19 protein-coding genes are annotated in these 25,469 nt (G+C 57.0%); 10 read left to right on the top strand and 9 right to left on the bottom strand.

The window, feature by feature from the left end:
• The gene (locus HNQ64_RS00855) at window positions 1-3,075 is read right to left on the bottom strand and encodes an ABC transporter substrate-binding protein (RefSeq protein WP_184204396.1); all 3,075 of its coding nucleotides are present in this window, start codon (window positions 3,073-3,075) and stop codon (window positions 1-3) included.
• A 23-nt stretch (window positions 3,076-3,098) separates the two neighbouring features.
• Window positions 3,099-4,826 (bottom strand): single-stranded-DNA-specific exonuclease RecJ, encoded by a 1,728-nt coding sequence (recJ, locus tag HNQ64_RS00850; protein WP_184204395.1) that lies wholly within the window; start codon window positions 4,824-4,826, stop codon window positions 3,099-3,101.
• 67 nt (window positions 4,827-4,893) lie between these two features.
• On the opposite strand from recJ, the gene HNQ64_RS00845 reads away from it, so the two are divergent.
• Window positions 4,894-5,382 carry a DUF3592 domain-containing protein gene (locus HNQ64_RS00845; RefSeq protein WP_184204394.1) on the top strand — a complete coding sequence of 163 codons (489 nt, stop codon included), beginning with the start codon at window positions 4,894-4,896 and terminating at the stop codon, window positions 5,380-5,382.
• A gap of 344 nt (window positions 5,383-5,726) precedes the next feature.
• On the opposite strand, the gene fmt is transcribed toward HNQ64_RS00845, so the two are convergent.
• From fmt to HNQ64_RS00825, 4 genes are all read right to left on the bottom strand, one after another.
• Entirely contained in the window at window positions 5,727-6,674 is a 948-nt protein-coding gene (gene fmt / locus HNQ64_RS00840) for a methionyl-tRNA formyltransferase (RefSeq protein WP_184204393.1), read from the bottom strand.
• Between the two features lie 10 nt (window positions 6,675-6,684).
• Window positions 6,685-7,314 carry an adenylate kinase family protein gene (locus HNQ64_RS00835; RefSeq protein ID WP_184204392.1) on the bottom strand — a complete coding sequence of 210 codons (630 nt, stop codon included), beginning with the start codon at window positions 7,312-7,314 and terminating at the stop codon, window positions 6,685-6,687.
• 69 nt (window positions 7,315-7,383) lie between these two features.
• On the bottom strand, window positions 7,384-8,310 hold the full coding sequence (locus HNQ64_RS00830; RefSeq protein WP_184204391.1) for a glycosyltransferase family 9 protein: 927 nt from the start codon (window positions 8,308-8,310) through the stop codon (window positions 7,384-7,386).
• 7 nt (window positions 8,311-8,317) lie between these two features.
• Window positions 8,318-8,908: a hypothetical protein gene (locus tag HNQ64_RS00825; protein WP_184204390.1), complete on the bottom strand. Its 591-nt coding sequence runs from the start codon at window positions 8,906-8,908 to the stop codon at window positions 8,318-8,320.
• Window positions 8,909-9,052: 144 nt separating this feature from the next.
• Here HNQ64_RS00825 and HNQ64_RS00820 point away from each other — a divergent pair, with 144 nt between their 5' ends.
• From HNQ64_RS00820 to HNQ64_RS00800, 5 genes are all read left to right on the top strand, one after another.
• The gene (locus HNQ64_RS00820; protein WP_184204389.1) at window positions 9,053-14,956 is read left to right on the top strand and encodes an alpha-2-macroglobulin family protein; all 5,904 of its coding nucleotides are present in this window, start codon (window positions 9,053-9,055) and stop codon (window positions 14,954-14,956) included.
• Between the two features lie 12 nt (window positions 14,957-14,968).
• Window positions 14,969-15,340, top strand: a complete 372-nt coding sequence (locus tag HNQ64_RS00815) for a glyoxalase superfamily protein (protein ID WP_184204388.1) — start codon at window positions 14,969-14,971, stop codon at window positions 15,338-15,340.
• An 85-nt stretch (window positions 15,341-15,425) separates the two neighbouring features.
• On the top strand, window positions 15,426-16,295 hold the full coding sequence (locus HNQ64_RS00810) for an ABC transporter ATP-binding protein (RefSeq protein ID WP_184204387.1): 870 nt from the start codon (window positions 15,426-15,428) through the stop codon (window positions 16,293-16,295).
• 48 nt (window positions 16,296-16,343) lie between these two features.
• On the top strand, window positions 16,344-17,222 hold the full coding sequence (locus HNQ64_RS00805; RefSeq protein WP_184204386.1) for an ABC transporter permease subunit: 879 nt from the start codon (window positions 16,344-16,346) through the stop codon (window positions 17,220-17,222).
• Window positions 17,223-17,978 (top strand): hypothetical protein, encoded by a 756-nt coding sequence (locus tag HNQ64_RS00800; RefSeq protein ID WP_184204385.1) that lies wholly within the window; start codon window positions 17,223-17,225, stop codon window positions 17,976-17,978.
• A 45-nt stretch (window positions 17,979-18,023) separates the two neighbouring features.
• On the opposite strand, the gene HNQ64_RS00795 is transcribed toward HNQ64_RS00800, so the two are convergent.
• The gene (locus HNQ64_RS00795; protein ID WP_184204384.1) at window positions 18,024-18,752 is read right to left on the bottom strand and encodes a hypothetical protein; all 729 of its coding nucleotides are present in this window, start codon (window positions 18,750-18,752) and stop codon (window positions 18,024-18,026) included.
• A 161-nt stretch (window positions 18,753-18,913) separates the two neighbouring features.
• On the opposite strand from HNQ64_RS00795, the gene HNQ64_RS00790 reads away from it, so the two are divergent.
• Window positions 18,914-19,711: a polysaccharide lyase gene (locus HNQ64_RS00790; RefSeq protein WP_184204383.1), complete on the top strand. Its 798-nt coding sequence runs from the start codon at window positions 18,914-18,916 to the stop codon at window positions 19,709-19,711.
• Window positions 19,712-19,715: 4 nt separating this feature from the next.
• Here HNQ64_RS00790 and HNQ64_RS00785 read toward each other — a convergent pair whose 3' ends face one another.
• Window positions 19,716-21,662 (bottom strand): efflux RND transporter periplasmic adaptor subunit, encoded by a 1,947-nt coding sequence (locus HNQ64_RS00785; protein WP_184204382.1) that lies wholly within the window; start codon window positions 21,660-21,662, stop codon window positions 19,716-19,718.
• A gap of 8 nt (window positions 21,663-21,670) precedes the next feature.
• Window positions 21,671-23,248, bottom strand: coding sequence for a TolC family protein (locus HNQ64_RS00780; protein ID WP_184204381.1), 1,578 nt, complete (start codon window positions 23,246-23,248; stop codon window positions 21,671-21,673).
• A gap of 135 nt (window positions 23,249-23,383) precedes the next feature.
• Here HNQ64_RS00780 and HNQ64_RS00775 point away from each other — a divergent pair, with 135 nt between their 5' ends.
• Genes HNQ64_RS00775 through HNQ64_RS00765 form a run of 3 tightly spaced genes read left to right on the top strand, consistent with a single transcriptional unit; the run spans window position 23,384 to window position 25,395 of the window.
• Window positions 23,384-24,349 (top strand): NHL repeat-containing protein, encoded by a 966-nt coding sequence (locus tag HNQ64_RS00775; RefSeq protein WP_184204380.1) that lies wholly within the window; start codon window positions 23,384-23,386, stop codon window positions 24,347-24,349.
• Window positions 24,346-24,972: a hypothetical protein gene (locus HNQ64_RS00770; protein ID WP_184204379.1), complete on the top strand. Its 627-nt coding sequence runs from the start codon at window positions 24,346-24,348 to the stop codon at window positions 24,970-24,972. Before HNQ64_RS00775 ends, HNQ64_RS00770 begins: the two co-directional genes overlap by 4 nt.
• 9 nt (window positions 24,973-24,981) lie before the next feature.
• Entirely contained in the window at window positions 24,982-25,395 is a 414-nt protein-coding gene (locus tag HNQ64_RS00765; RefSeq protein ID WP_184204378.1) for an OsmC family protein, read from the top strand.
• The last annotated feature ends 74 nt before the right edge of the window (window positions 25,396-25,469 follow it).

Raw genomic sequence — 25,469 nt, 5'->3', positions numbered from 1 at the left:
TCATGCCTGGGTGGCATCCAGGTCGCCTGGGATGAGACGATGGACTTCTGCCAGCAGTTGCGCTGCCGTGTAGGGTTTACGCAGCAGAATCGCATCTTCCGGCAGGACGGAATCACGGCGGAAGGTCTCGGCCGAATAACCGCTGGTGTAGATGATTTTGACCTCCGGTTTCAGTGTCTGGAGTTGTGCAGCGAGCTGATGCCCAGAGACACCACCGGGCATGATCATATCTGTGAGCACTAGATCCACTTCGGGGCCTATCTCTTCCCAGAGAGTCAGAGCTTCTTGGCCACTGGTGGCCTCATGGACTTTGTAACCATGAGCCGTCAGCACGTGTTTGACGATGGTGCGTACCGTCCCCTCATCTTCCACAATCAAGAGGGTGGCCGTGCCTCGGGTGCCTAGTGAAGAAGGTAGCGCGGTCTCCTCCTGGATAGAAGGCTGCTCGGGGATGCTCAAAAGTGGCAGAAAAACCTGGAAAGCCGCGCCCGCACCCCACTGGCTTTCCACAGTGACCCAGCCGCCATGCTGCTGGGCGATGCCGAAAACCGTGGCCAGCCCGATGCCCGTCCCTTGGCCGATCGCTTTGGTGGTGAAAAATGGTTCAAAGATTCTTTGCAAGTGCTCCTCAGGAATACCAGTCCCCGTATCTCGCACCTCCAGGCAGATGTAATGACCGGGTAAGGCCTGAGAGGGGGCTTCACGCGGAAGTTGTTTGAGGAGCAACTGACGAGTGGTCAGGGTCAAGGTTCCCCCTTGAGGCATGGCATCACGCGCATTGACGGCTAAATTCAGGACGATCTGCTCCATCATGCTCGCATCCGCAAGCACCAGGGCCGGGGTGCTGCTGAGCCTGAGATTCACTAGGATGTGTTCACCGATCAGCCGCTGCAGCATGCGGTTCATATCTGAGACAATCTGATTGAGGTTAAGGCTCGTTTTGTTGACAGGTTGCTGGCGGCTGAAGGTCAGCAATTGTCGGGTCAAGGTGCCTGCTCGATTGGCTGCATCTAGAATTTCACTGAAGGCACGAGTGGTCATCTCAGGCGAGAGTTTGACGATCTTGGCCAACGAAGCGTTTGCTTGGATGACGGTCAGCAGATTGTTAAAATCATGAGCGACTCCACCCGCGAGTTGGCCGATGGCATCCATCTTCTGAGATTGGCGAAGCTGGTCTTCCAACTGTTTTTGATCCGTGACATCATCACTGAAGACGCACACACCGGTCACTTCGCCGCCATGGCGGATGGGATTGAAGGAAGCCTGGAAGACACGGGTTTTCCCGCGCACGTCTTCATTGAATGTGGCCTTGAATCGCTCGCCCTTCAGGGCGCGTTCATAGTAGGGACGCCATTCAGCAAAGTGCTCCTTGGGTTCCACCTCGGGCAGGAGTTGGCCGAGTTCAGCCTTCAGACCGCCTAAGGCTAGGATGTGATCAAGGTAGCGTGAGTTGAAGGTGAGGTAGCGCATCTCTCGGTCCATGGACCAAATGGATCCCGAGCTGTTTTCCATCAAAGCCAAAAGGTTCGCTTCAGAGATGCGGCGTGCATTCTCGGCCCCTTTTCGGTCCGTGATGTCATAACCCTCCACCATCATGTAGAGCAGGGATTGATCCTCAAGTCTGACGGCACGAATGGAGAAATCGATCGTATGGAGGTTTCCACTCCGGTCTGGATGGACTGTTTCAAATCGACCGCCCTCTTTCCCCTGTTGGATCTGGCGGATAGCCTCGCGAAGTTTTTCCTGCTCCGTGCTGGAATGAGTCCACCAGACGGTGTCCCAAAACCATTTCCCCACCACTTCATTTATTTCCACTCCCGCAAAGGAACGGGCGGTGCTATTGGCCTCCACCAGCCGTCCTTCGGCATCCAGCAGGCCTTGCAGTTGAAACGTATTATCCAGGATGGCCGAGAGCTTTCGCTGGCCTTCCCGCACCTCTTGAGTCCGTAGCTCTACCTGATGACGGAGTTGCAGCGTCCACAAAGTCGCCAGGCCGCCGATGACACTGAGGATGACTATGCTCCACAGTAAGGGTTTCAAATCAGTTGAATTCTCTGGGGTCCAAATGAAGCCCTGAAGATTAAAGCTTTCTTTGACGACCTGGGTTTCAATAAACGTTTGGGCAATTCGGTCCCAACGCCCGGCATTCATGTGGCCTACTTCGACAAGGTCGGCCTGGATCAAAGGCACCATCTCGCGTGCCTCCACTTCCAGGTTTTCCCGCTGGATGCCGCGCTGCCTCACGCCGGGCATTTGCAGGATGTGCTCGATCAATTCATCCGGGTGCTTCATGGCGTAGTCCCAGCCCTTGAGGGAGGCTTCCACAAAAGCACGCACGAGGGCGGGATCTCGTTTTACCAAACCCTCTGTGGTGAAGAGGGTATCGCCATAAAAATCCACCCCGTAATCGCTGAAGCGGATGTAAGAGGGCTGGACACCTCTTTGCCGTAGCTGCGTGGGCTCGACCGTACTGTAAGCAGAAATGGCATCGACCCGCCCTTCGATGAGGTCTTGGTTATTCCAAGTGTGAGGAATAAAGGTGATGCGATCTGGCGGCAGTCCCTCGCGCTGGATCATGGCCCTGACTTCCGCTTCTCCTTGGTCGGTCGCCACCATGAGACGTTTGCCCACAAGATCAGAAGGCTTGGTGATGTTACGCTCCGCCAGGCTCATCATGATGTACGGGGAGTGCTGGAAAATTGCCGCGCATACCACGACTGGGCTACCCCTCATGCGTGCCAGCAGGACATCACAGTCTGTCACCCCAAAGTCGGCATTCCCTGACTCGACTGTTTCCAGCGAACGACGGAGAGGTGAGCCCTCCCGCAGATCTACCTCTAGACCTGCCTCGCGGTAATATCCCTGAAGTTGCGCGGCATAGTAGCCTGCGAACTGAAATTGATGATGCCACTTGAGCTGAATGCTCACTTTTTTCAGTGGAGCTGGGGTGGCTGCTTGGGCCCTGCCATTGAGGATCAGGAAGGCTAGGATAAGCCCTATGAAAACCGAGCGGTGGGCGATAAGATTTAAAGACGAATTGCCGCGTTTTCGGGGCAATGTAATCGGTAAATCCATGGCGCTATCGCAATATAAAAGGGTCAATCGGCTTCAGAAGTGCGCACAGCATCCAGCGTAAGTTGCCACTGCTCTTCGCCCCGCCAAAAGTTTCTTTGCACTCGCATGGCAACATCCCACGGAGGTTTCGGTAGATTTTTCAGCGGTGCGTTGAACCAACGGGCTTCCATGGAGGCTCCATCTTGGCTCAGCATCACGCGCAGGTGCTTCTCCTTCATGAGACGTCCCGGCAGGCGTGGCATGACGCGTTTGCAAAGGAAGACGGGCTCATGATTGCGCTGCCCGAAGGGCTCCATGAGTCGAAAATTGCGCAGGAATTCCAGGGAAAGATCACGCAGCCGTACTTCCACATCCAGCTCTAGGACGGGCGTCAGCGCTTCCTCACTGAGGGCGCGCCGGGCCGCCTCTGAAAAACGCTCGCGGAAGATCTCCAGCTTGTCTTCGTGAACCGAAACACCCGCAGCCATGGCATGGCCACCGCCGCGTACGATGTGTTCACGGCAGAATTCGATGGCTTCCACCAAGGAAAAACCTGGGATGCTGCGACCGCTGCCTTTGCCCATACCATTTTCGTCAAAGGAAAACAGGATGGTAGGCCGATGCACAAGCCGGGAAATGCGTGAGGCCACAATGCCAACCACGCCCGGGTGCCATTTGCGCGAGCCCAAGACCACAGCGGGGATGTGCTCCAGATCTCCCATGGCCAGCAGTTGCTGCTCAGCCTCATTAAAGACCTCCAGTTCCACCGCTTGGCGGTCGCGGTTATGGTTTTCTAGAAGAACGGCAAATTCATTCGCCACCAGCGAATCCTCCGCCAGCAGCAGTTGCAGGGCGGTGGAGGCCGTATCCAGGCGCCCGGCGGCGTTCAGGCGCGGCCCGAGGCGGAATCCCACGTGATGTGTCTGGATGAACCCATCCACACCCGCGATTTCCTTCAGGGCCCGCAGGCCGATGCGCTCCGTCTGCGCCAGGGCCTCAAGTCCGCGACGCACCAGCAGGCGATTTTCATCAATCAAAGGCACCAAGTCAGCCACGGTCCCAAGGGCCACCAGATCCAGGGCCTCTTTGAGATCAAAGTCCACCCGGCGTGTCTTAAGCAGCGCGTGGGCCACTTTGAAAACGAGGCCTGCTGTGCAAAAGTAATGATAATCCGCTCCCAGCTTAGGATTTACCAGTGCGACACAGGGGGGGCGGCCAAACGGCGACAACTCATGGTGATCTACAATCACGCAGTCCACGCCCTGTTCTTGGAGCCAAGTTAGCTCCTTGATGGAAGTGGTGCCGCAGTCCAGTGCCAGCAGCAGATCAGGCTTGCCAAATTCCTCAAAAAGCCGGGCAAAGCCATCCATGCTCAATCCATAACCTTCTTCCATGCGAGAAGGCAGAAAGAGGTGGGTGCGCAGGCCGTACGCCTTCAGCGTCAGGTGCATCAGCGCCATGGAGGTCACCCCATCCACATCATAGTCGCCATAAAGGGCCACGCGTTGGTTTTCATCCACCGCCTTCAGGATGCGCGCCACCGCGATGTTCATCTCTGGCAGAACCGTTGGGTCTCCGAGCGAGGCCAACTTAGGCACCAGGAAATCCTGAATCTGGTCTGACGAAACCAGCCCACGCTGGGCTAGCAGCGTGGTCAGCAGCAGGGGCAGGCCCGTATCCGCAGCCATATCCCCGGCGGCTTCCGGCACGGGCTTCAGCAGCCAGCGCGGGGGCAGGGTATTGGGCAAAGGGATTTCAGAAGCGAGGGCCATTTTCAGGTGTGCAACCTCCTTGTATGGAGCACGCTCGTAGGCTAGTCAAAGCATCCCTCCCCCATTCATGTCTTCCGCCCCCGTTTCCTCTCTTTCCGGTCGCCTTTGGCTCGCTGGCATGGGCCTCTTTTTGGCCATGGCTGGGCTGCTCTTTACCTGGGTGCTGTGGACATCCTGGCAGCGGGCGGAGGAGACGCGCCGCTGGGTGGCCACTCCCTGCCGAATTATTTCAGCGCAAGTCCATAGTGAGCGCCCCACGCCTCACTCCAATCCCGCGCACAAAGCCGACGTACGCTACTCGTACACATTTGAGGGCAAAGCCTTGACGGGCACTCGAATCAAGCGGGTGGACTCCGCCAGTCAGCACGAGGACAACGCCCGCAAAAAGCTGGAGGACTACCCCATCGGCCAGGAAACCACCTGCTACGTCAATCCTGCCCAGCCGGACATCGCCATCCTCAAGCACGATTCCCGTGCCGCTCTGTACTCCATCTGGTTCCCACTGCTCTTCGTCTTCGGCGGTTTAGGCATGGCCTGGAATGCTCTGTGGCGGTAAGGGAGTTGGCTGATTTTCAAAGGTTGTTCTATACGATTGGGCGTTACTTTTTTGGAGGTTCGGTAGCTGCAAATTTCTGGGTCCGATCAAGCCCATGGGGCTTGTGTCATCCAGCCCGGGGTTGGCACAACCCCGGGTCGTCTGTTTGCGATAGGGGTGCCAGCTATGAAGCCTGAAAGGCTTCCGTCCGTGGCCACGATTGACGTGATAGTGTCCGGTTCCTTGGGCGTCGGACGAAACCTCGTTGAGATTCGACTGATGCTGGGCTGCTTAGCGGGCGACAACCCAGGGTTGTTCCAACCCTGGGCTCAATGCTGCAAACCCTTTGGGTTTGAAGGGCTGCTTCAGGGTGAGAAAATAACCCCCACTTCCAACGGTTTACCCCGCAGAAAATCTCCTGCCGCCAGGCGTTTGCCGCCTTCGGCCTGCACTTCTTCCAGAGCCAGGAGACCCTGACCGCAGGCCACGATGAGGCCGGTCTTGGGATCACTCTCGACCACGGTTCCGGGCGCAGGGCAGGCTTCGGCGTCGGGGATGACTCGTGCGCGATGCACCTTCAGCGGTGCGGGTTTGCCGTCACCTGGCAGCAGGGTAAAGGTGCCGGGCCAGGGATTGTAGGCGCGGATGAGAAGCTCCAGTTCGCTAGCGCTGCGTGTCCAGTCCAGTCGGCCATCTTCACGTTTCAGTTTGCCGCAGTCACTGGCGAATTCATTTTCCTGCGCCTTGCGTGGCGCTGGGCCTGAAGCAATGAGGTCCAACGCTTCTTCCAGGCTAGCTGGGGCGGCCAGGGCCAGCTTGTCATGCAGGCTTCCGCCTGTGTCGGTCGGTTCGATGGTGACACGGTCCATTAACAGAATGTCGCCTGTGTCCAGGCCTTCATCCATGTGCATGATGGTCACGCCCGTTTCGCTATCACCGGCGCGGATTGCCGCCTGGATGGGGGACGCCCCGCGATACTTGGGCAGCAGGGATGCATGGATGTTGAGGCAGGCCAGCTTCGGAACGTCGAGCACTGCGCGAGAGAGGATCTGCCCATAGGCCACCACCACGGCCACATCGGCATTGAAAGCTTTCAGCTCTTCGACGGCATTTCGGATTTTTAGGGGCTGGATCACGGGGATGCCCGCAGCTTCCGCCCTGACTTTGATCTGCGGTGGCGTCAGCACTAGCTTGCGCCCTGCAGGCTTGTCCGGCTGGGTTACTACGCCCACCACTTGGTGTTTAGGCGTGTAGAGAAGCCACTCCAGCGAGGGCAGACCGATGTCCCCGGTACCGATGAAAAGGATGCGCATGCAGGGTTTCTTACACCTTCATTTGCTCGATGTCACGCCAGGCCTGGAGGGTCATCACACCGGCGAGGATGTCGTAAAGTACCTTGGCTGGCGGCTGGCTGGCATCAATATCCACAATACGGTCGCCCTTGTAGTACTCCAGGATTGGCTTGGTCTCGGCCTCGTAGGTGGCGAAACGCTGCTGGATGACGCTTTCATTCGCATCATCAAAACGATTGTCTTTAAGCGCCCGCTTGCGCAGTCGGCGGGCCAGTTCCGTGCGGTCGGGGCAGGAAAGGTGAAACACCTTCAGGACTTCGATGTCCTCTTCCATAAATTTTGCCTGATCCACATTGCGCGGGATGCCGTCCAGTACCAGGAAATCAATCTCTGGCTTGAACTGGTGACCATCCACCTTTTGTTTGATGTTCGCGCGCCAAAGCTGCACGGTGACATCATCCGGCACCAGTTCTCCACGGCTGGAATATTGGACAAACTTCTGTCCCAAAGCCGTGCGTGTATCCAGAGAGCGGAACACATCTCCACAGGCCAGATGATGAAACCGCGGGATGGAACCGAGCACTTTCCCCTGGGTGCCTTTGCCGCTGCCGGGAGCGCCGAGGATCAGAAGAGTGCGAAAACGAGGTTGGGATTCAGCCATGATGGAAAATCTTTAGCATGTCACGGGAGCGTCACAAGCTAAGGCTTGAGGCGAGTTGTGGGCTTATTGTTATCGGTACGGCGACAAACGTTCCATCACCACAGGGATGACCTTTTCAGGAGTGAGCTGCGCCCAGTCCCCGTTTTCTGCCCGAATAATGCTGACACCCGGCTGGGGTGGTGCCCAGATGTCCGGATTGGTCGGCCCGAAAAGCAGCAGGCAGGGAACCCCGCAAGCGGAAGCGAGGTGGGAGATGCCGCTGTCGTGGCCGAGGAAGAAATCGCAGGTTGCGAGGTGATCCACCAGCTCAGGCAGGGGCAGCGCGTGCCAATGATGATCCGCCTGGAATCCGGTGGGTGTGATGCCGCGTTCCAGTTCCACCTCCCCAGTGATGATCGCCAAATCTAGCTCGGGTCGCTGCTGCTGAATGGCTGCCGTTACCTCTTGCCAATTCTCGATTGCCCAATTTTTCTTTGTTGAGCCGCTGCCTAAGTGAAGGCCGATTCGGCTCTTTTTTGAATCCGCGTTTGGCCGCGCAAACAGCGGGGCTCGCCAGTCCGGTTCATCCAGATACATCGCCAGTTTTTCCAGCGGCTTCGCCAGTTGCTCCGCAGCATGGCCCTTGCCTGGTTTGACTGAGTGAGGGCACTCCAGCAATGTCTTCACGCCGATTTTTTCAAGCTGACCACGCAGGACGCCATCGGGATCGAACAGGTAACTGACGATAACATTGAAGCTCAGAAGATACTCCACCAGCGCTGGGTCCAGCGGGGCTCCCTTGGCAAAGAGCAAAGCCATGGAGCGATGCTCTAAACTGCGGGCAGAGTCTGCCAGGCCGGCCTTGAGGGCCAGTTCCATGATTCCTGGATAGCCCAGGACCTCCACGTGGCAGCCCACCAGGGTTTCCCGGATCAGCCGGATCGCCGGCAGCGTGAGGATGAAGTCTCCGATAGCCCCGCCGCGAATGACCAGGATGCGCGGTTTTGGGCGCTCCATATCCGTCTTAGTAGGTCGTGACGGCCAGCACCAACAACAGCGCGCCATAAGCCACGCCCGACCACACGGCTAGATTCCACCGGGCTGGCTTGGCCAGCAGCCAAGTGGTCCAATCTCGCATCAGATAAGGCATGCCGACAAAGAACATGCCTGCGATGATCCAGGCATACGCTAGGATCGGAAGAAGGAGGCGGGTCACTTGAGGTTGAAGGAAGGCGGCAGCTAGCACCGGACCCGCAGCTAGCAACATGAGAGAGCCTAAGGCTCTCACGGCGAGAAACTCCTTCACATACAGGAGCACCAAAACGAAGCCGATGGGGACTAGCATGAGGAACCATTTCCGCAAAAAGAAAAACTCTCCCATGTCCATGTTAAACAGGCACATCATGCCCCAGACAAAGCCGATGCTCAGCAGAGCCACACCCCAGCCGTAGTGACGAGGGAAAGCTTTCAAAAAAGCCTTGGCGCTATCTGCGTTTTTCCAGGCCCACAGATGGCTCGCCAGCAAGGCTAGCCCCAGCACGATGCCTGTTGGCTTGAGCGGAATGCCGCCTGTGGGCTCAAGGTGATAAAGATAATTGTGCAGATCTGTGAGCATGTTGGGCCCTCAACCTGTCTCTTCTCGGCTCCGAATCAATCAAATCACATCATGCAAAGCGCCGATCTGACAAAATCCTTGGTAAAAATTCTGCGCGTTTTCACCCAGCATGCTATTCTCACTCAGCGAATTTCCCCGCACGTCATGAAACCTATCTCGCGTTTTGGGCTGGCTTCAGCCCTCTTTTTGGCGGCCTTGCTGCCCACTTCTGTCTCTTTGGCGGCTCCTGAGAAAAAGGGCCGCGTCGAAACCAAAGCCGAACCCGTTTTGGAAGCGGATTTTTCCATTAATCCGGCGGAGCTTTCACCCGAAAGTACGCTGGAAGTGGTCTTCCCCACACCGATGATTCCCAAGGAAAAAATCGGTACGGTGGACCCTGAATCGCCTTTGGTCATTAAGCCTGCGCTTGCAGGCAAATTTCATTGGGTGAGCACGCGCAGTGGTCAATACAAGCTGACCCAGGCCCCGAAGTTCAATGCCAGTTACGACTTTGTTCTGCGTGCAGGTCTCCGTGATGTCGCAGGCAAAGTGCTTTCCACGGAGCCGCTAGCCTCGGTCAACAGCGCCCAGTTCCGCGTCATTGATCAATCGCCGAAGTGGTTCAATGACAGTGAGGCTCGGCGAGTGCCGCACTTCCTCTTTGAGTTCAATGACAACGTGACCGCGGGGGATGCCGCCGCCCACATCGTTTTTGTCTCGGAAACTCCGCCTTTGACGATTCCTGCTACTGCCCGGCATGCCACGAGTAAGGACTTTGATAAGTACAGTGAGCCTCAGCCGACCTGGGCTGAAGAGATCGCCAAGGTGAAGCCGACTTTGGCCGAAGGAGCCACTCGATTGAGTGCCATCGTCGTCGAGCCGAAAGAACCGTTACCCGTTGCCAACAAATGGAAACTCGTCATTCAGCCCACGCTGATGAATGCTTCGGGTTATGTCAATCTCGCCGCAGGTGATGCCATTGCTTTAGGGGATGTGAAACCCTTTGAAGTACGCCAAGCCAGTGGTCACACTCCGTTTGATCAGCCTTATTACCTCGAGATCGCTTTTAACAAAGCCTTGCTGCCTGCCCAAGACACTCCAACAAAGCCAGAAGAGATCCAGGCTCTGGCCGATAAGATGGCCACAGCCATTCATATCGAACCTACGGTCACGGGCCTGAAGGCCGAGATTCAGGGCTACAGCCTTCGCCTCAGTGGGGGCTTTGCTTTGAAGACCCCCTACCGTGTGGTGGTGGAGCCTAACATTATGTCGGGTGATGGGCTGCCCCTGTCAGCCGTGGCTGAACACGAGGTGACTTTCATCCCGAATGCTCCGTACGTCGCAGCCCCAGCTTTTGTGCGGACGCAGTTGGCCAAAGGCACGGGTGAATTTGAAATCTCTGCTGCCAACGTTCGTGAAGTCCGAGTGCGCGCGAAGAAACTCACGGGGCCAGAACTTCTACAGACTACCCAGAAGTATGAGGCCTACCGCAGTGCCTTTTATCAGAACGAGAAAAAGAAAAAGGAATTTAAACCCGAGTCCTTAGAGACCTATCCAGGTACCGTTGTTTTTGATCGCACCTTTCCGGTGACTAAACCGCTGGATCAAAGTGAGATGCTGAAGCTCAACTGGCGTGAAGTGCTGGGTGGGGATGTCGCTGCCCCTTTGTTCCTGGAGTTTGAAGGGCGCGCGGCAGACGGAGTGGCCGAAAAAGGTGTCATCACCCAAACCCTGGTGCAGTTCACGGATCTAGGGCTGATGCAAAAGAGCAATGGACGTGAGACCTTGGTTTTTGTGACGTCCTTGCAGACAGGCAAACCCGTGAGTGATGTGCGTTTGACGGCGGTGGATGCGGAGCAAAAACTCATTGGTTATGCCGATACAGATGCTAATGGAATTGCTCTTCTCAAAGGGGCCAATCCTTCTCTTGTTCTGGCAGAGAAAGCCGGTGATTGCACCGCCTTGGATTGTGATGACTCGCACATCGGTGGTGCCATCCCGTATGACATCCCCACGGCCTGGGAAGATGTGTGGAAGCCTGTTCGCCGCACCTTTGTCTTTTCAGATCGCCCTCTGTATCGCCCCGGTGACACCGCTCATGTGAAGGCGCTGACACGTACTCGAATGGCGGATGACCTAACCATTGATGCAGAATCCTCCAAAGCCCGCGTGGTCATTCGCGATCCACGTTATCGCGTGGTGATGGAAAAGGAAATCACCTTCAGTCCGAACGGTTCTTGGAATGAAGATTTTAAACTGCCTGAAGGCCCCATGGGCTGGTATGAGCTCATGGTGCACTTCGATGTTCCCGGTCAGGAAAACCAAGGAGCCAGTGGCTTCTATTCCTTCCGCGTGGATGACTACAAGCCCAATAGCTTTGAAGTAAAGTTGGATGGCAAGAAGCTCGATGTCTTGGCAGATCGCCTGAAGTTACCCCTGACGGCGAATTATTACATGGGCAAGTCTCTCAGTCGTGCCAAAGCGAGCTGGACGGCCTCCTCCTCACGTGCTTTCACGCCGCCGCAGGGCTATGATGATTACCACTTCGGCGATGCACCTCGCTGGGCTCACTACGGCAAAGATCGCGATGCCAATGGCGACTTCGATGACAGCGATTCCGAAGAAGAAAGTGAATGGTGGGTCAATGGGGATGTGTTTCTCAACGATGAAGGTGTGGCTACGTTGGAAATGCCCATGCCGCCGCCTGATCGCGCCGCCTTGCCTCAGCAGGTGCGTGTCACCGCTGAGGTGACGGACATCAATCAGCAAACCATCAGTTCGGCCACCGAATTCGAAGTGCCAGGTGCCGACTATATTTTAGGGCTGAAAGGCCCCCAGCTCTTTGGTGCTGTGGGTCAAGAGGTGCGAGTGGATGTGCTAGCCATTGATTCCAAAGGTCAGCCTGCAGCTGGTCAGATCAATGCCGAGGTGAAGGTGGAACGCCAGGAATACCACACCCTGAAAATTGCCACTGCGGGGGGCGGTTCAACCACCAAAGATCAAGTGATCTTACGTGAAGAACTAAAACAAAACATCGCTCTGAAATCGCCTGCGGCCAATAGCGCACCGACGGCGCTCATCAGCTTCAAGCCCACCCGTGGGGGTGTCTATTTTGTCACGGCCGAATCCATTGATGCAAAGGGCAAAAAGATGCTTTCACGCCTGCCCGTGTATGTGCTGGGTGGTGGTGAATTTCCTTGGGCTATGGAAGATGGCGCGCGCATCAATCTCCAGCCTGAAAAGAAAAAGCTAAAGCCCGGCGAAGAAGCTGTGATCGTGGTGAAGACTCCCATCGCCGGCACGGCCCTCGTCAGTGTGGAGCGTAACAAAGTGCATCGTCATTTTGTCACCCAGATCTCGCCAGAGCAGCCTGTGATCCGAGTGCCCGTGCAGGATGAAGAAGCGCCGAATGTGTTCGTCTCGGTCGTGCTCGTTCGCGGCAGTGATGGCAGCCCGAAACAGCACAAGATGCCTGAATACAAGGTGGGCTATTGCCAATTGGAAGTGGATTCAAAAGCTAAGGAACTGACCGTGGCCATTGCTCCGGAGAAGCCCGAGGTGAAGCCTGCTGAATCCTTCAATGTCACAGGCACCATCACGGATTTCCAGGGCAAGCCTGTCATTGGCAGTGAGGTGACTCTTTATGCGGTGGATGAAGGTGTGCTCAGCCTCATGAAACACGAGACGCCGGATCCTTCGGCCTATTTCTATGAAGCCCAACCGCTGGCCATTGATAACTACACCTCCTTTGATGACATCCTGCCTGAGGAGTTCGCGGCCCGTGAGCGGGGTAATAAAGGATTCGTCATCGGTGGTGGTGGCGAGCTGGATGAGAGCGCCTTGCCCGTGCGCAAAAACTTCGTTGCTACACCTCTCTGGTTAGCCACGGTGATGACGGATGGCCAGGGTAAGATCAGCACAATGGTCAAGGCCCCGGATAATCTTACCCGCTACCGCTTGATGGCCATCGCTAGCAGTGGTGCAGATCGTTTTGGCAGTGGTGAATCAGCCTTCAAAATCAACAAGCCGCTCATGGTCGAGCCAGTGGTTCCGCGCTTTGCCCGCTTGGAAGATGAAACCCTGCTGAAGGCAGTGATTCACAACACCACTCCTCATTCTGGAGAGGTAGAAGTGCGCCTGGAGCTTGATGAGACCACAGACTTCATTCGCGAAGAGCGTGCCTTCATTCCCGTCAGCATCAAGCCCGCAGCTTCTGCCGAACCTAAAGTATGGTCGCAGACTGTCTCCGTCAAAGCTGGCGAAACCACGGCAGTGGCCTTCCCGGTTCGTTTCGCTAAGCTAGGCACAGCCCAGTGGAAATGGTCGGCCAAAACGGTCAAATGGACAGCCGGTGCCCCGTCTCTGAATGACGCCACCATTTCCACGTTTGAAGTGACCTATCCAGTACCCGAATTGAAGGAAGTCCGGTATGCTCGCTTAAGTGCTGATGCTTCGGTGGAGAACTTGGCCAAGCAGATAAACCCCGCCCTGCTTGAAGGAGAAGGCAGCGTGCAGGTGAGCATCAGCACCTCGCGTCTCTCGGAGGCGAAGGATGCTCTCGAATACATTCTGACCTATCCCTATGGCTGTGCCGAGCAGACCACCTCCGCCACCATGCCGTGGCTGGCGCTCGGCGGTTACCAACCGCTTTTCCCAGATCTCATCACTACAGAGAAGACTAAAGACGCTATTCAAAAAGGTGTGAATCGTCTCCTGCAAATGACCACGGAAGAAGGTGGCCTTGCCTATTGGCCGGGCGGCAATGAGCCATCTCTGTGGGCCAGCGCCTACGGCGGTCTCATGCTGCTGCGTGCTCGAGATGCCGGTGCTGCGGTGCCACCGGAGGTAGTGGATAAACTCCTCGAATACCTCTCCAAAAAACTGCGCGGACTGGAAGAGGAAAAAGATTTTTATAACATCACCGACTGCTCCCTCGCACTCTACACTCTGGCGAAGGGGAAGAAGGCAGAACCGGCCTACCAAAATTTGCTTCATGGCAAACGTGATCGCCTCCCTGAGGCGGCCCGCCTTTACACCGCTCTCTCCATGTGCCTCACGGACGCGCCGAGCCAGCAGATCCAGGAAATGGTGGGCTGGACACCGCCTGCTCCTCCGGAAAAACCCACGGCGAAAAAAGCGACAGCTAAGAAAAAAGCGATCACGCCTCCTCGTCCAACAGCTCCCGTCTGGTCTCATTGGGCAGGCAATGGTGTCAACAAAGCCCTACGGCTCATTGTTTACACCCACCTAGGCCTGAAGCAGGATGCGGAAAAGTTGGCCACCTCCATGCTGCAAAGTCGCAATGGCCGTGGCGAGTGGGGCAACACCTTTACCAATGCCTGGACGCTGACATCCCTGGCTGCCTATGAACGCAGCCTGAAATCCACCTCGGAGCCCCTCCTTGCCAAAGTCTTGTGGGATGCCCAAGAGCAGCCATTGAGCATCCCCGCTCATCCAGGGACGGCCCAGGTTTCCTTTGCCCTCAATGACAAGCTGGCGGCAGCGCCTCTGAAAGTGGAGCTTCCTGCGGGACGTGAAGCTTTCTCCCGCATCCAGGCCAGTGCCTACCCGCCTGCTCGTGATTTTGCAGGTGAGAACAAAGGCTACGCCATTGAACGCAGGTATCAAAAACTGGCCGATGACGGCACCCTCTTACCCCCAGATAATCTGCGAGTGGGAGAAATGGTCGTGGTGACCCTCCAGATCGAAATTGGTGGCGGTGACCGTTACCTCGCCATCAATGATCCTCTGCCGAGCGTCCTGGAGGCGATCAACCCAGAGTTCGATTCCCAGAGCGAGCGCGAAGGCGACCAACTTCCAGAAGGCGTGGATGCCTGGTTCTGCGACCATCGCGAAGTCCGTGCAGATCGTGCACTCTTCTTCACTGATTTCGCTCCCGAGAAGGGCAAGTTCCAGCTTCGTTACTTGGCCCGCGTGATTGGGGAAGGGGATGCCATCGCTCCTCCCGCCCGCATCGAGGCCATGTATGAGCCTAACAAATACGGCCTCAGTCCCAGCCAGCGCCTTCGCACCCTACCATCCGGCGCTGGACAGGTAGCTGGAAAATAAACCGCCTTACCGATGACCTTCTCTGCCCCAGTTCCCATTCTCCGCATCTTCGATGTGGGGCGTGCAAAGGATCACTACCTGTCCTTCCTCGGCTTTCAGTTGGACTGGGAAAATCGCCAAAGTGAGGATGGGCCTCTGTATTGCCAGATCTCCAAAGGTGACTGCGTGCTGCATCTTTCGGAGCATCATGGCGATGCCTGCCCAGGCGCAGCGGTGCGTATCGAGACGAGTGGCCTGCGTGAATTTCATGCCTTGCTGCACAGCCAGCCTTACAAGTATTCGCGCCCGCCCATTCAGTCCATGCCTTGGGGAACGGATGACCTCACGGTACCTGATCCTTTCGGCAATCGGGTGACTTTTTGGCAGCTCACACCTGAGGCGTGAGGCTGGTTTTACCAAGTTGTGTGTCTCTCGGCAACGGATGCCGATTGACACACCCCCCGCCTTTCCTGCATTAAAGAGGCTGACCATGTCTGAATCTGTTCCCCCCACTCCAGCCGTGACCGTCGAAAACCTAACCAAGGTTTTCAAGGCGGGCTTGGGCAAAAAGGCATTTATCGCCGTGCGCGATCTTTCGCTACAAGTGCAGCCTGGAGAAGTCTATGGCCTCATTGGACCCAATGGATCTGGTAAATCCACGACCATGAAAGCCATCCTGGGCCTGCTAGCTCCCACTCAGGGGAAGACCACCATTTTTGGCCGATCCAGTGCTGAAGTCGCCAGCCGTCGCGAGGTGGGTTTCCTCCCTGAGAATCCGTATTTTTACAAGCATCTCAATGGCCTGGAGACACTGCTGTTTTATGGCCGCCTGTGCAGCATGGGAGGCAAGGAGTTAAAAGACCGCGCCCGCGAAATGCTGGCCCTCACCGGCCTGGAAGATGCGGCGGACCGCCGGGTGGCCGGTTACTCCAAAGGCATGCTCCAACGTTTAGGCTTGGCGCAGGCTCTACTGCATCGCCCACGCCTCATCGTTTTAGACGAACCCACCGCTGGGGTTGACCCGGCGGGTTCCCGCAAGATTCGCGACCTTGTGCTGGGTTTTAAGGAGCAAGGAATCACCGTTTTGGTCACCAGCCACTTGCTGGAGCAAATGCAGGAAGTGTGTGACCGTGTGGGCATCATGGCCCATGGTAAAATGATGCGTGAGGGCCGGGTGGATGACCTCATTGCGGTGGAGAATCACACCGAGCTCGTCCTTGAGGATGCCTCGCCAGAATTGCTCGCCCAGATCAGCCGTCTGGTGCAGGAAAACGGCCATGCCAAGCTGCTGAGCAGCGGCCACCCGCGCACCACTCTGGAGCGTCTCTTCCTGGAAGCCACCGAAGAAAAAAAGGGCTGATTTTCTCGCCCTGCGTTCACCGACTCCGCTCCTGAATTTCCCCCCGTTATGCCGCATTCCAATTTTTCGCCCGCCCGCATCTGGACCCTGGCGACAGCCACTGTGACCCAGCTCATGCGCATGAAGATCCTCGCCTTTTTGGGCGTCTTCAGCGTTATCGTGGTGGCTGCCAGCTTTGCCTCCCCACTGCTGAATCCAGAGCAGCAGTTGAAACAGCTCAAGGACGTGTCCTTCGGGGCCCTGCAGATCTTCAGCGTCGTCATCGCCATCGTCGCTACCGCCTTGCTCCTGCCTCGGGACCTGGAGGACAGGACGCTTTACACCATTTTGTCCAAGCCTGTGCCCCGTTATGAATACCTGCTGGGCAAGCTCCTCGGCGTGCTGCTCCTCATCGGGGGAGGCCTCATCCTCATGGATGCCGCCTTCAGTGTTGTGCTCTGGCTGCGCGAGAAACTGCTGCTCGCCCAAATGGTGCAGTCCCTCAATGCTCAGCGGCCCGAAGACCTAGCTCAGATTGAGGCCTACGTGGCCAAGCAAGGTCTGACGTGGAATCTCCATCTCGGTGTTCTGGCCATCTTTCTCAAAGCCGCCGTGGTCTCTGCCCTTGCCCTTATGGTGTCCTGCTTCGCCAGCAGCACCCTCTTCACCGTGGTCATCACCAAATGTGTGGTCATCATCGGCCATGGGCAGACGCTCATGCGGGAGTTTTTCCTCAATGGCAAAATGACCGCATGGGTGGAGCAAGCGCTCTCCGCTCTTCTTGCCATCCTGACCCCGGACTTGGCTGTTTTCGACATCGTAGAAAATGTCATCCAAGGGGAGGTGGTCACTTGGGGGGCTGTGCAGATCATGCTCGGCACCAGCGCCATGTATGTCGTGGGCTACTGCGTCGTGTCACACTTATTGTTCGTCGAAAAGGAGCTGTAAATGAAACGCAAACTGCAAGCGCTCCTGGTTCTGCTTATCCTCGGCGGTCTGAAACTGCCCGTGGAGCAGGCGGCTACACGCTATCTGCGTGAGGCGAAGTTGCTCAGCCCTCCGCTAGATATGAGTGTGCGGGATAGCATTGGTCAGATGGGTTTTGCAGCCTCCCTCGGTGGCCTGCGATCCCTGGTGGCTAGCATCACCTACCTGCAAGCCTACACCGCTTGGACGAATGTGGATTGGGCAAAGGTGGATGCCTACTTCACCCTCACCACCAGCCTCCAGCCTCGCTACGAACGTTATTGGGACGAGGCCTCCTGGCACATGGCTTACAATGCAGCCTCGAACTACCGCAACAACCCGAAGCTCAATGCCGCCGTTCGGGAAAAGCTCTACGCGGACCACATCCAGCGTGGTGTGGATATTCTGAAAAAAGGCCTTCATCTCCTGCCCAATAGCGCCCTGCTGTGGAAGACCCTGGGGGAGACCTATGAGCGCCGTTCAAGGGAGCCAAAACTTGCCGCAGATGCTTACATGGAAGTGTATCGTATCACCCAGCGGCTCCACTATGCCCGTCTCGCGGCGTATCAATATGCGATCACTGAAGACCCTTCCCTGTGGCGGAAAGCCTACGATTTGCTGAAGGACTCCTACGATAAAAATCAACGTCCTCCATCTTTACTCAGCACGATCAAAGAACTGGAGGAGAAGCTGAAAATTCCGCTCCCCTCCCGCATCCCAGATGTGACGAAGCCCTGAATCAAACTCACACGTCGGGCGCTAAATCTGGACTTCAGTCAGCCTTTATTTGGCAGGGGAGCTGTCCTTGCCTTCGGCCGTGCTGACACGATCTTTAGGAACACCAGCGGAGGCCCACTCGTAAACTTGTTTGCCGTCATGCTTGAGCTTGATCACCACGCCTTCGATGGCGTCCTTCTGGCGTGAGCGGCTACCGTCGAGGTAATAAAAACCACCTTCCAATTTGGTGGTGGTGAGTTTCAGTTCTCGCAGTTGCACCAGCACCTCCTCCAGGTGCTTCACGCTGGGAACATCAGCCCTGCCAGTCATCTTGCGCGTCACGGCCTGTTTGCCACTGACTTGTGTGTAGTAGATTTCATAATCCATTTTGATGCCATCCAGCGTCAGGTTGGATCGATTCACCAATTTCACATTGCATGCCCAGGTATCCGTGGTGATCTCCTCGTTGTTCTTGCTAGACTTGCTGCTGTCGCGTTTATCTTTGGTGAAGGTGGCCGCAAAGTTGTATTTGATGGCCATGGGATTCGCCTTTCGCCACTCAGCTATAAAGGCTTGATCTGCCTCACTGAACTTGCTGATCTGCACGGCCAAAGGGGCACCATTGGTGAGCTTCAGCGTCACCATATCCGAGGTGGCCGACTGAACTTCCGCCTGCAGTGTGCGTCCATCGGGGCTGGTAAAGGTGCGCATCTCGGCTTGCACCGCTGGAGTCAGAAGCGCGAGACTCAAAAAGGCCCAGGTTTTAAAGGTGGCTATTTGGGAAGCAGAGTGCATAAGATTTTTTCGAAGAATAGGGTGAATCTAGGGGGATACTACTAAGGGTGTCAATCGGTGAATCCTTCATTGAAGCAGCCACTTTCTGAGGGCTTCTAAAAACGCCACAAAAAGCAAGAATTCAGTTCTTTCTCTCACGCTTGGTTAGGCTTGAGTGGAGGGTGATCTCACGCCTCTCTGTCTTTTTCTTTTGGGTCGGTTTTACTGTTGCCTACGCAGCCAATACTCCTCTTACCGTGACCCTTTCGGGCTCCCCTGGCATTTACACCAAAGCTCAGTGGAAAAAGGACTGGCCAGGTTGTGCTTTCGAAGGAGGCATTGCACCTGGGCGTGTGGAGTTGGTCAAAAAGGATTCGATCTCTGCCCTGCGTGTGAATTTCGCCCCCGGCCAGATCGGACCTGAAAAAGGTGGGGCTGGCTGGCGCTTTCCCCTCGGCACGCATGAAGGGGCCGAGCTACGATACACCCTGCGCTTTAGCCCTAACTTTGAGTTCATCAAAGGTGGCAAACTGCCGGGACTCTGCGGTGGCCCAGAAAATGTCAGTGGCGGGCGTCGTGCCGATGGGGCCAATGGCTTTTCCGCACGCCTCATGTGGCGGCGTGAAGGCCGGGGAGAAGCCTACATCTACCACAAAAACCAGCCCGAAGACTACGGGCACAGCTTCCCCTTTCCTGCCGATTTTCGTTTCCCCACGGATAAGCCCGTGCAGGTACGGCTCGCCGTCACGATGAATCAAGTGGGGCAAAAAGACGGCACGCTGCGGGTCTGGATCACCCTGCCAGACCAGTCGGAAAAACTCATGGTGGAGCAAACGGACATGGAATGGCGCAGTGTGAAAACCTTTGGCGTGGACGGACTTTACTTTGAAACCTTCCACGGCGGTGGTGACACCTCCTGGGCACCGAAAAAGCCCTGCTGGGCTGAATTCAGCGCTCTCGAAGTGAGGCCCGGGAAATGATCTCTTAGATCCACCAGCGCATTCGCAGCCAGCGGGTGAATTTGCGCAGAAGCACCGCCCCGGCGGGCTTTCGACCAAGCTCGATTTTTGCACGTCCAGTTAGGCCGGGGCGCATCAGCGGCTGCATGGAATCAGGGATTTCCACCTTCGGAAGGGTGATGCTGAACCGCCCACCCTCCGGGCCTGCTTGTAGGGCCGGGCTGATCTGCTGCTTGCTGGCGAGCTGGCCGTGCAGTTCGCGGGCACTCTGGGTGTAGAGCAGGTAATCCACCGGTAGCGGGGTATTATCATCCAGGGATTCTTCAATGAGGCTAATGTCAGCTTCGGCGATCTCCATGCGTAGATCCCATGCATCCACGCTGGCGATCTCCGCCATGACTTCCCCGGCTTGGAGAAATGTGCCATTTTTCAAATGCACGTCTTTGGTCATCACGATGCCATCCAGGGGCGAGCGCAGTTGCGCCAGCTCGATCTCCATCTTCAGTCGTTTCTCCATCTCGGCCTGGGCCTGGGCATCCAACATGGCCATGCGTGCCAGAGCTTCTTTGCCCTGGGCTCGCTGCCGCTCAGCTTCAGCCTCCAGGCGTTTACGTGCCTGCGTGGTGGTGTCTAGCTCACTTTGCAGACGCCGGGTGTCCAGTCGGGCGATGATTTGATTTTTGGTTAGGCGGTCGCCCTCCCGCACCAGCACTTCTTCGATCCGGCCCGGTGCCTCAGCGGTCACGAGAGCCCTTTTTAGTGGCAGCAGTGTGCAGTCACCTTCCACCCGCACCTTCATGGGCCATAGGGCGGCGAGGATCACCAGACCGGTCAGAAGTGTGGTTTTGAAAACCCAACGTCGTTTGCGTGTGGACGAGACTTCTTGCTGCCAGCGGCCTACCTTCGCCAAAGATTTACCAAAAGGCATGGCTTGATGAGCCAGGGCGGCATTCAGTGATTTTCCCGCTAAACTCGCCAGCCACTGCGCCAGTGCCAGGGCAGGCGGGCGTGGATCTCCTGGGCTTCCAGCCGTACCAAAGCTCGCAGCGTCCGTGCTCTCACACAGCAGGCTACCCAGCACACGTCCCTCGGCCCCATCTCGCAGAGGAACCAGGGCTGCAGATTGCATTTGGCTATCCAAAAAGTAAGGCTCCTCGGCTGCTAGCACCACCCAAGGCTGATCCTTGGCCTGGCGGGCAACAAAGGCCAACATCTCTGTGACCAGACGGCTGCGTTTATCCACCGATTCCTGGCCTGAGATGGCCACCACTCGCCAGCGATCTCCTTCACGCACCAGGATGCTCACGCGGTTGATGCCTAACAATTCACGTGCGTGCGCCGTCGCCAGCTTGGCCCCCGTCTCCGCATCCAGCACCCCGGTCAAATCGGAGGCCAGTTGCAGCAGCCGTTGTTGCCGCTGGCTTTGGGCTCCCAGCTCGCGCAATTGACGCGAGCGCAGACGCGGCCCCAACTCCGTCATCAGGGCCTGGATCATCAGTGCCAGCTCGGCCAGTTTCTTCGGGTCGCTCTGGGCAGGGAACCACAGTTGTACAGCTCCCAGATGATCATCGCCACTGCGTAAAGGGGCACCGATGATGGCATGTGGCCCCAGGTTCACCAGGACTCCCGGAGTCACCGGGCCTTGATCCGGTGGGGACGGCATCAGCACCAGCGGCTGTGACGAAAGGATGATTTCCGTCGCCGCCCGCAGCGCCTGCTGGCGTTGCTCTGTCTCTGGAGCGCCCGCCGCCGCCTCGACATGGAGACCTGCGCCTAACCGCAAGGAGATCTCTTGGCCTGATCGCTGCGCTACCAACCACATGGCCCCTCCTAAAGCCTCGGTCGCCCCGGCCAATCGTTGCAAAATGGCCTGATAAATGTCTGCCTCACTCGCATTCTGTCCGGCGATCTTGGACAGCTCCGCAGAGAGGGCCTGCAGTGCCTGCTGTCGTTCTGGGGAAGGGGGCGGCATGAACAGGTTTAGCGTGGGTTTTTCACGGCTTGGGGCTGACGGCGGCTGCGGTCAATGCGGATGCCTTGGCGCTCCAGCAGGCTGCCACTCACTAGGGCAAGCTGGGTGGCCGCCTTGTTGTAATCCGCCAGCGCTGCAATCTGGCGCGTGCGGGCATCCACCACATCGCGCTGGGCCTTCAGCACATCAAAGGTGCGCGCCACGCCTTCGCCCAGCCGTTTCTGCTCCGTCTCCAGCAGCCGATCTCCCAGGCGCACGGATTCGCGGGTGGAGTCCAGTCTCGCCTTGGCTGCCTTCACTTGTGCGATGACGGTATCAATTTCCACCGATACATTCAGCTCCGATCTCGCAATGTTCAGGATCGCCTGCTGTTCACGACTGGCCGCCACGGCGCTGTTGGCCTTCGCGGTGCGATTGCCTAACGGAATGGAAAACTGAAATCCCACCTGGGTGTCGTAGCCCTGGCGGTCAAAGGCCCGTTGATACGCGCCGCTACGGTCGCCGCTCAGACCATTCGCGGTTAGTGTTGCCTGGAGATCCAGCCGGGGCAGCAGTTGATTACGGGTGTATTTGACAATGATGGCCTGTTTTTCAGCCTCCTCGATGGCCGCCCGGTGATCCGGCCGTCTGGCCAGTGCCGATTGCAAAAGTGTGTTCCGCTCGGTGCGTGGGGCGATCATGGGCAGCGAGTCCCGAGGCAGAAAGATCAGCCCGCCCCCTTCATCCAGAGAACTCAGGATCTGGCCTTTGATATTGCGCTGTTTTTCTACGGCAAAGCTGAGGGCTGAGATCACCTCTTCACGCGCCACCGCCACGGCTACTTCCGCCTCCTGCACATCCGCCGGCGAGAGCAGCCCAGCTTCCAGCCGCTTTTCATTTTCGCCCACCAGTTTTTGGGCAAAGATCACCACATCCCGCTTCACCGCCAGATTTTCGACGGCGAAAATCAGGTCATAATATTCCAACATCACTTGGGCGATGGCTCGCTGCAGCCGCACTTCCCATTGATGATCGGCGATGGCCTCATTCCTTCGGCTCACTCGAACCTCGGCCAGATTCACGCTGGGGCCGAAACCCCGCAGTAGGGGCTGCGTCAGCGTCACCCCCACCGCCGCTGCATATTCAGGGTAAAAAATGGCCGGTGGCTGCTGGCGGTTCAGGTCATTGCGAAATTCACCCAGGCTGGCAAAAAGACGGTATTGAGTGCCTAGCGGCAGCAGGCCCTCGATGCCCGTCTGGCTCAGAAAGCTCTGCTGCTTGAACATGTTCGGCTCATCCAGCGGCACGAAGCTGCCGCCTGTCTGCACATACTCCAGGGCATTCTGCGGCAGGTTGGATTCCCGCCAGGTGGAGTTCAAAAAGTAGGCCGGTTCAAACTTGCCCCAGGCCGCATCCGTTTGCGCATCTGCCACAGCCCAGTTCAGCCACTCGATCTTCACATCCAGGCTCTTTTCCAGCACCTTGTGCAGCGCCTCGTCCATCGTCAGATAACTCGGCTGCAGCCCCAGCGTCTCCTCAAACGTCTGCGCCCGCAGGCCTGAGATCAGGCATACGCAAAGGGTGAAAAACAGCAGCGAGCGAAGCACAGGTGCAAAGTGGGGCAGCAAGGCCGCATTGCAAGCAGGCGCATTCGCCGCAGGATGACACACAGGATAAAACTGGATACATCATGTCTTGGTGATTGACCCTGGGGGCTGGCTTCGTTTGGAATGGCCTGCGTTATGCGTCATCCTATCCTTTCTCTCCTCACTGCCCTGGCCATGGGCACCACCGCCGCTGCTGAAGTGGCCTATGAATTCGCCCCGAATTTCATCACGCCGCCTCCTGGTAAGGAAACCATCGGCAATGGCCATGGCGAAATCGCCTGTGACAGCGCGGGCAACTTTTACGTCAGCGTCCAGGGCCCGGAAAACAAAGACGCTGGCGTGCAGGTCTATGGCGCTGATGGCAAGTTCGTCAAAGCCCTCAAGCTACCCAATTCCCTCCATGGTTTTGTTATCCGCAAGGATGAGGGCGAGGAATACATTTTCGCCGCCGTTCTCGGTGAGAAAAAAGTCATCAAGGCCAAGCTGGACGGCACCGTCGTCCTGGAAATCCCCACCAGCGCATTCCCCGAAGGCAAAGCTGGCCCGAAAGGTCTCGCCCTAACCAACTGTGATGTCGCTCCCAACGGTGATATTTATGTGGTGGACGGCTACGGCCAGAGCTGGATCTTTGTTTTTGATCGCGCAGGCAAATACAAGACCGTCTTTGGCGGTCCTGTGGAACCCCTGAAGCTGGCGAATACGCACAAGATCTTCATTGATCGCCGTTTTGAACCTGCCCGTATTCTCGCTTGCGACCGTGGCAACAATCGCCTCTTGCACCTGGACCTTGCAGGCAACCTCATCAGCGTCATCGCCAGCGAAGGTCTGCGCCGCCCCAGCAGTGCCTCCTTCCATGGCGACCTCATGTGCGTGGCTGAAATCGCCGGACGAGTGAGTGTTTGGGACAAAGAGGGCAAGCAGGTTGCTTCCCTGGGCGTGAATGATACGCCTGGCCAAACGAATACCCCCAAAGTGACCCCGCCAGATTGGAAGCAGGGCACTGTCACTTCTCCTCACGGTATCACCTTTGACAACCAGGGTAACATCCTGGAGACCGAGTGGAATGTCTTTGGCCGCGTGCTGCGCTGGAACAAGAAATGAGCCATCGGTCTCTCATTCTTTTTATTCTCGCAGGGGGTGCCGTGATGGCCCCCCTGTTTGCTTTCGGCCACGCCTGCGAGTTCCTCGTCGCGCGGTTGGAGGTCAAAAACGGCACGCTTCAGTTGGAAATCACGGCGGACTATGGCGGCAACCCGCTCCTTGCCGATGAAGCCGCTGCCCGTGAGGCTCTGCGAAAAATTCTCCAGGTCCGCTCAAAAGGGCAGGGGAGAACCCTGGAAGAACTCTCCCCGCTGAAGATGGAACGCCGCACCGATTGGGACCCCCAGGCCCCTACCGCTTTCGCACCTGCTCCTGATGGGCAGCCGCACCAACTCCTAACCGCCCTCTGGCAGTGGCGAGCCGATGTGGCTGACCTCACCCTGGCCGTGCCAGAGGGCAGCCTCCACGATGTCTTGCTATGGACACGGGACGAACACCTGCCTGGAAAACAAGCCAAGTGGATGATGCTCATCGAAGGCGAAAGCACACCGCAGATTTCCATTTCACGGCCTGCTTCCTGGAAATGGTTGTCCTGCATCGCATTCATCGCTGTAGGATTAGGTCTCTGGCTCTGGCGCAAGTCTCACACATCCAGGCTTTCCTTTTCAGCATCGCTCAGGTAATTCACCCGCATGGCTGTTTCCATCACTGTTGATTATGAAGGCGGACTTCGTTGCCGCGCCACCCACGGTCCTTCCCAGAACCAGTTTGTCACGGATGCCCCCGTGGACAATCACGGCAAAGGGGAATCCTTTTCCCCCACGGACCTCGTCGCTACCGCGCTGGCCACCTGCATGGCTACGGTCATGAACATCAAAGCCCAGCAAAAGGGGTACGACCTTGTGGGCATGAAAGTCAGTGTGGAAAAACACATGAGTGAGGATTCCCCTCGCCGCATCGTGCGCCTCCCCATTGTTATCGAAATCCCCTTTCCCGAAAGCCATCCCGACCGCAAGATCCTCGAGGCCACGGCTCTCGCTTGCCCGGTGCATCACAGCGTGCATCCAGACATTGATAAGCCAGTGTCGTTCGTCTGGAACGGCTAACGTGCGAAAAGTATCAGAGCCCGTGCCTTTCACCGAGAAAGACCACGGGCCAGGGGCACGATTCCTCTGTTGAT

The sequence above is a fragment of the Prosthecobacter dejongeii genome (assembly GCF_014203045.1).
Classification (GTDB): domain Bacteria; phylum Verrucomicrobiota; class Verrucomicrobiia; order Verrucomicrobiales; family Verrucomicrobiaceae; genus Prosthecobacter; species Prosthecobacter dejongeii.
Note: the sequence above shows the minus strand (reverse complement) of the source record. Positions and strands in the feature narration are given on the sequence as shown.

What these genes read in the sequence shown, in the direction of transcription:
- HNQ64_RS00855 (WP_184204396.1), bottom strand. Translation starts at nt 3,075, where the DNA reads ATGGATTTACCGATTACATTGCCCCGAAAACGCGGCAATTCGTCTTTA.
- recJ (WP_184204395.1), bottom strand. Translation starts at nt 4,826, where the DNA reads ATGGCCCTCGCTTCTGAAATCCCTTTGCCCAATACCCTGCCCCCGCGC.
- HNQ64_RS00845 (WP_184204394.1), top strand. Translation starts at nt 4,894, where the DNA reads ATGTCTTCCGCCCCCGTTTCCTCTCTTTCCGGTCGCCTTTGGCTCGCT.
- fmt (WP_184204393.1), bottom strand. Translation starts at nt 6,674, where the DNA reads ATGCGCATCCTTTTCATCGGTACCGGGGACATCGGTCTGCCCTCGCTG.
- HNQ64_RS00835 (WP_184204392.1), bottom strand. Translation starts at nt 7,314, where the DNA reads ATGGCTGAATCCCAACCTCGTTTTCGCACTCTTCTGATCCTCGGCGCT.
- HNQ64_RS00830 (WP_184204391.1), bottom strand. Translation starts at nt 8,310, where the DNA reads ATGGAGCGCCCAAAACCGCGCATCCTGGTCATTCGCGGCGGGGCTATC.
- HNQ64_RS00825 (WP_184204390.1), bottom strand. Translation starts at nt 8,908, where the DNA reads ATGCTCACAGATCTGCACAATTATCTTTATCACCTTGAGCCCACAGGC.
- HNQ64_RS00820 (WP_184204389.1), top strand. Translation starts at nt 9,053, where the DNA reads ATGAAACCTATCTCGCGTTTTGGGCTGGCTTCAGCCCTCTTTTTGGCG.
- HNQ64_RS00815 (WP_184204388.1), top strand. Translation starts at nt 14,969, where the DNA reads ATGACCTTCTCTGCCCCAGTTCCCATTCTCCGCATCTTCGATGTGGGG.
- HNQ64_RS00810 (WP_184204387.1), top strand. Translation starts at nt 15,426, where the DNA reads ATGTCTGAATCTGTTCCCCCCACTCCAGCCGTGACCGTCGAAAACCTA.
- HNQ64_RS00805 (WP_184204386.1), top strand. Translation starts at nt 16,344, where the DNA reads ATGCCGCATTCCAATTTTTCGCCCGCCCGCATCTGGACCCTGGCGACA.
- HNQ64_RS00800 (WP_184204385.1), top strand. Translation starts at nt 17,223, where the DNA reads ATGAAACGCAAACTGCAAGCGCTCCTGGTTCTGCTTATCCTCGGCGGT.
- HNQ64_RS00795 (WP_184204384.1), bottom strand. Translation starts at nt 18,752, where the DNA reads ATGCACTCTGCTTCCCAAATAGCCACCTTTAAAACCTGGGCCTTTTTG.
- HNQ64_RS00785 (WP_184204382.1), bottom strand. Translation starts at nt 21,662, where the DNA reads ATGCCGCCCCCTTCCCCAGAACGACAGCAGGCACTGCAGGCCCTCTCT.
- HNQ64_RS00775 (WP_184204380.1), top strand. Translation starts at nt 23,384, where the DNA reads ATGCGTCATCCTATCCTTTCTCTCCTCACTGCCCTGGCCATGGGCACC.
- HNQ64_RS00770 (WP_184204379.1), top strand. Translation starts at nt 24,346, where the DNA reads ATGAGCCATCGGTCTCTCATTCTTTTTATTCTCGCAGGGGGTGCCGTG.
- HNQ64_RS00765 (WP_184204378.1), top strand. Translation starts at nt 24,982, where the DNA reads ATGGCTGTTTCCATCACTGTTGATTATGAAGGCGGACTTCGTTGCCGC.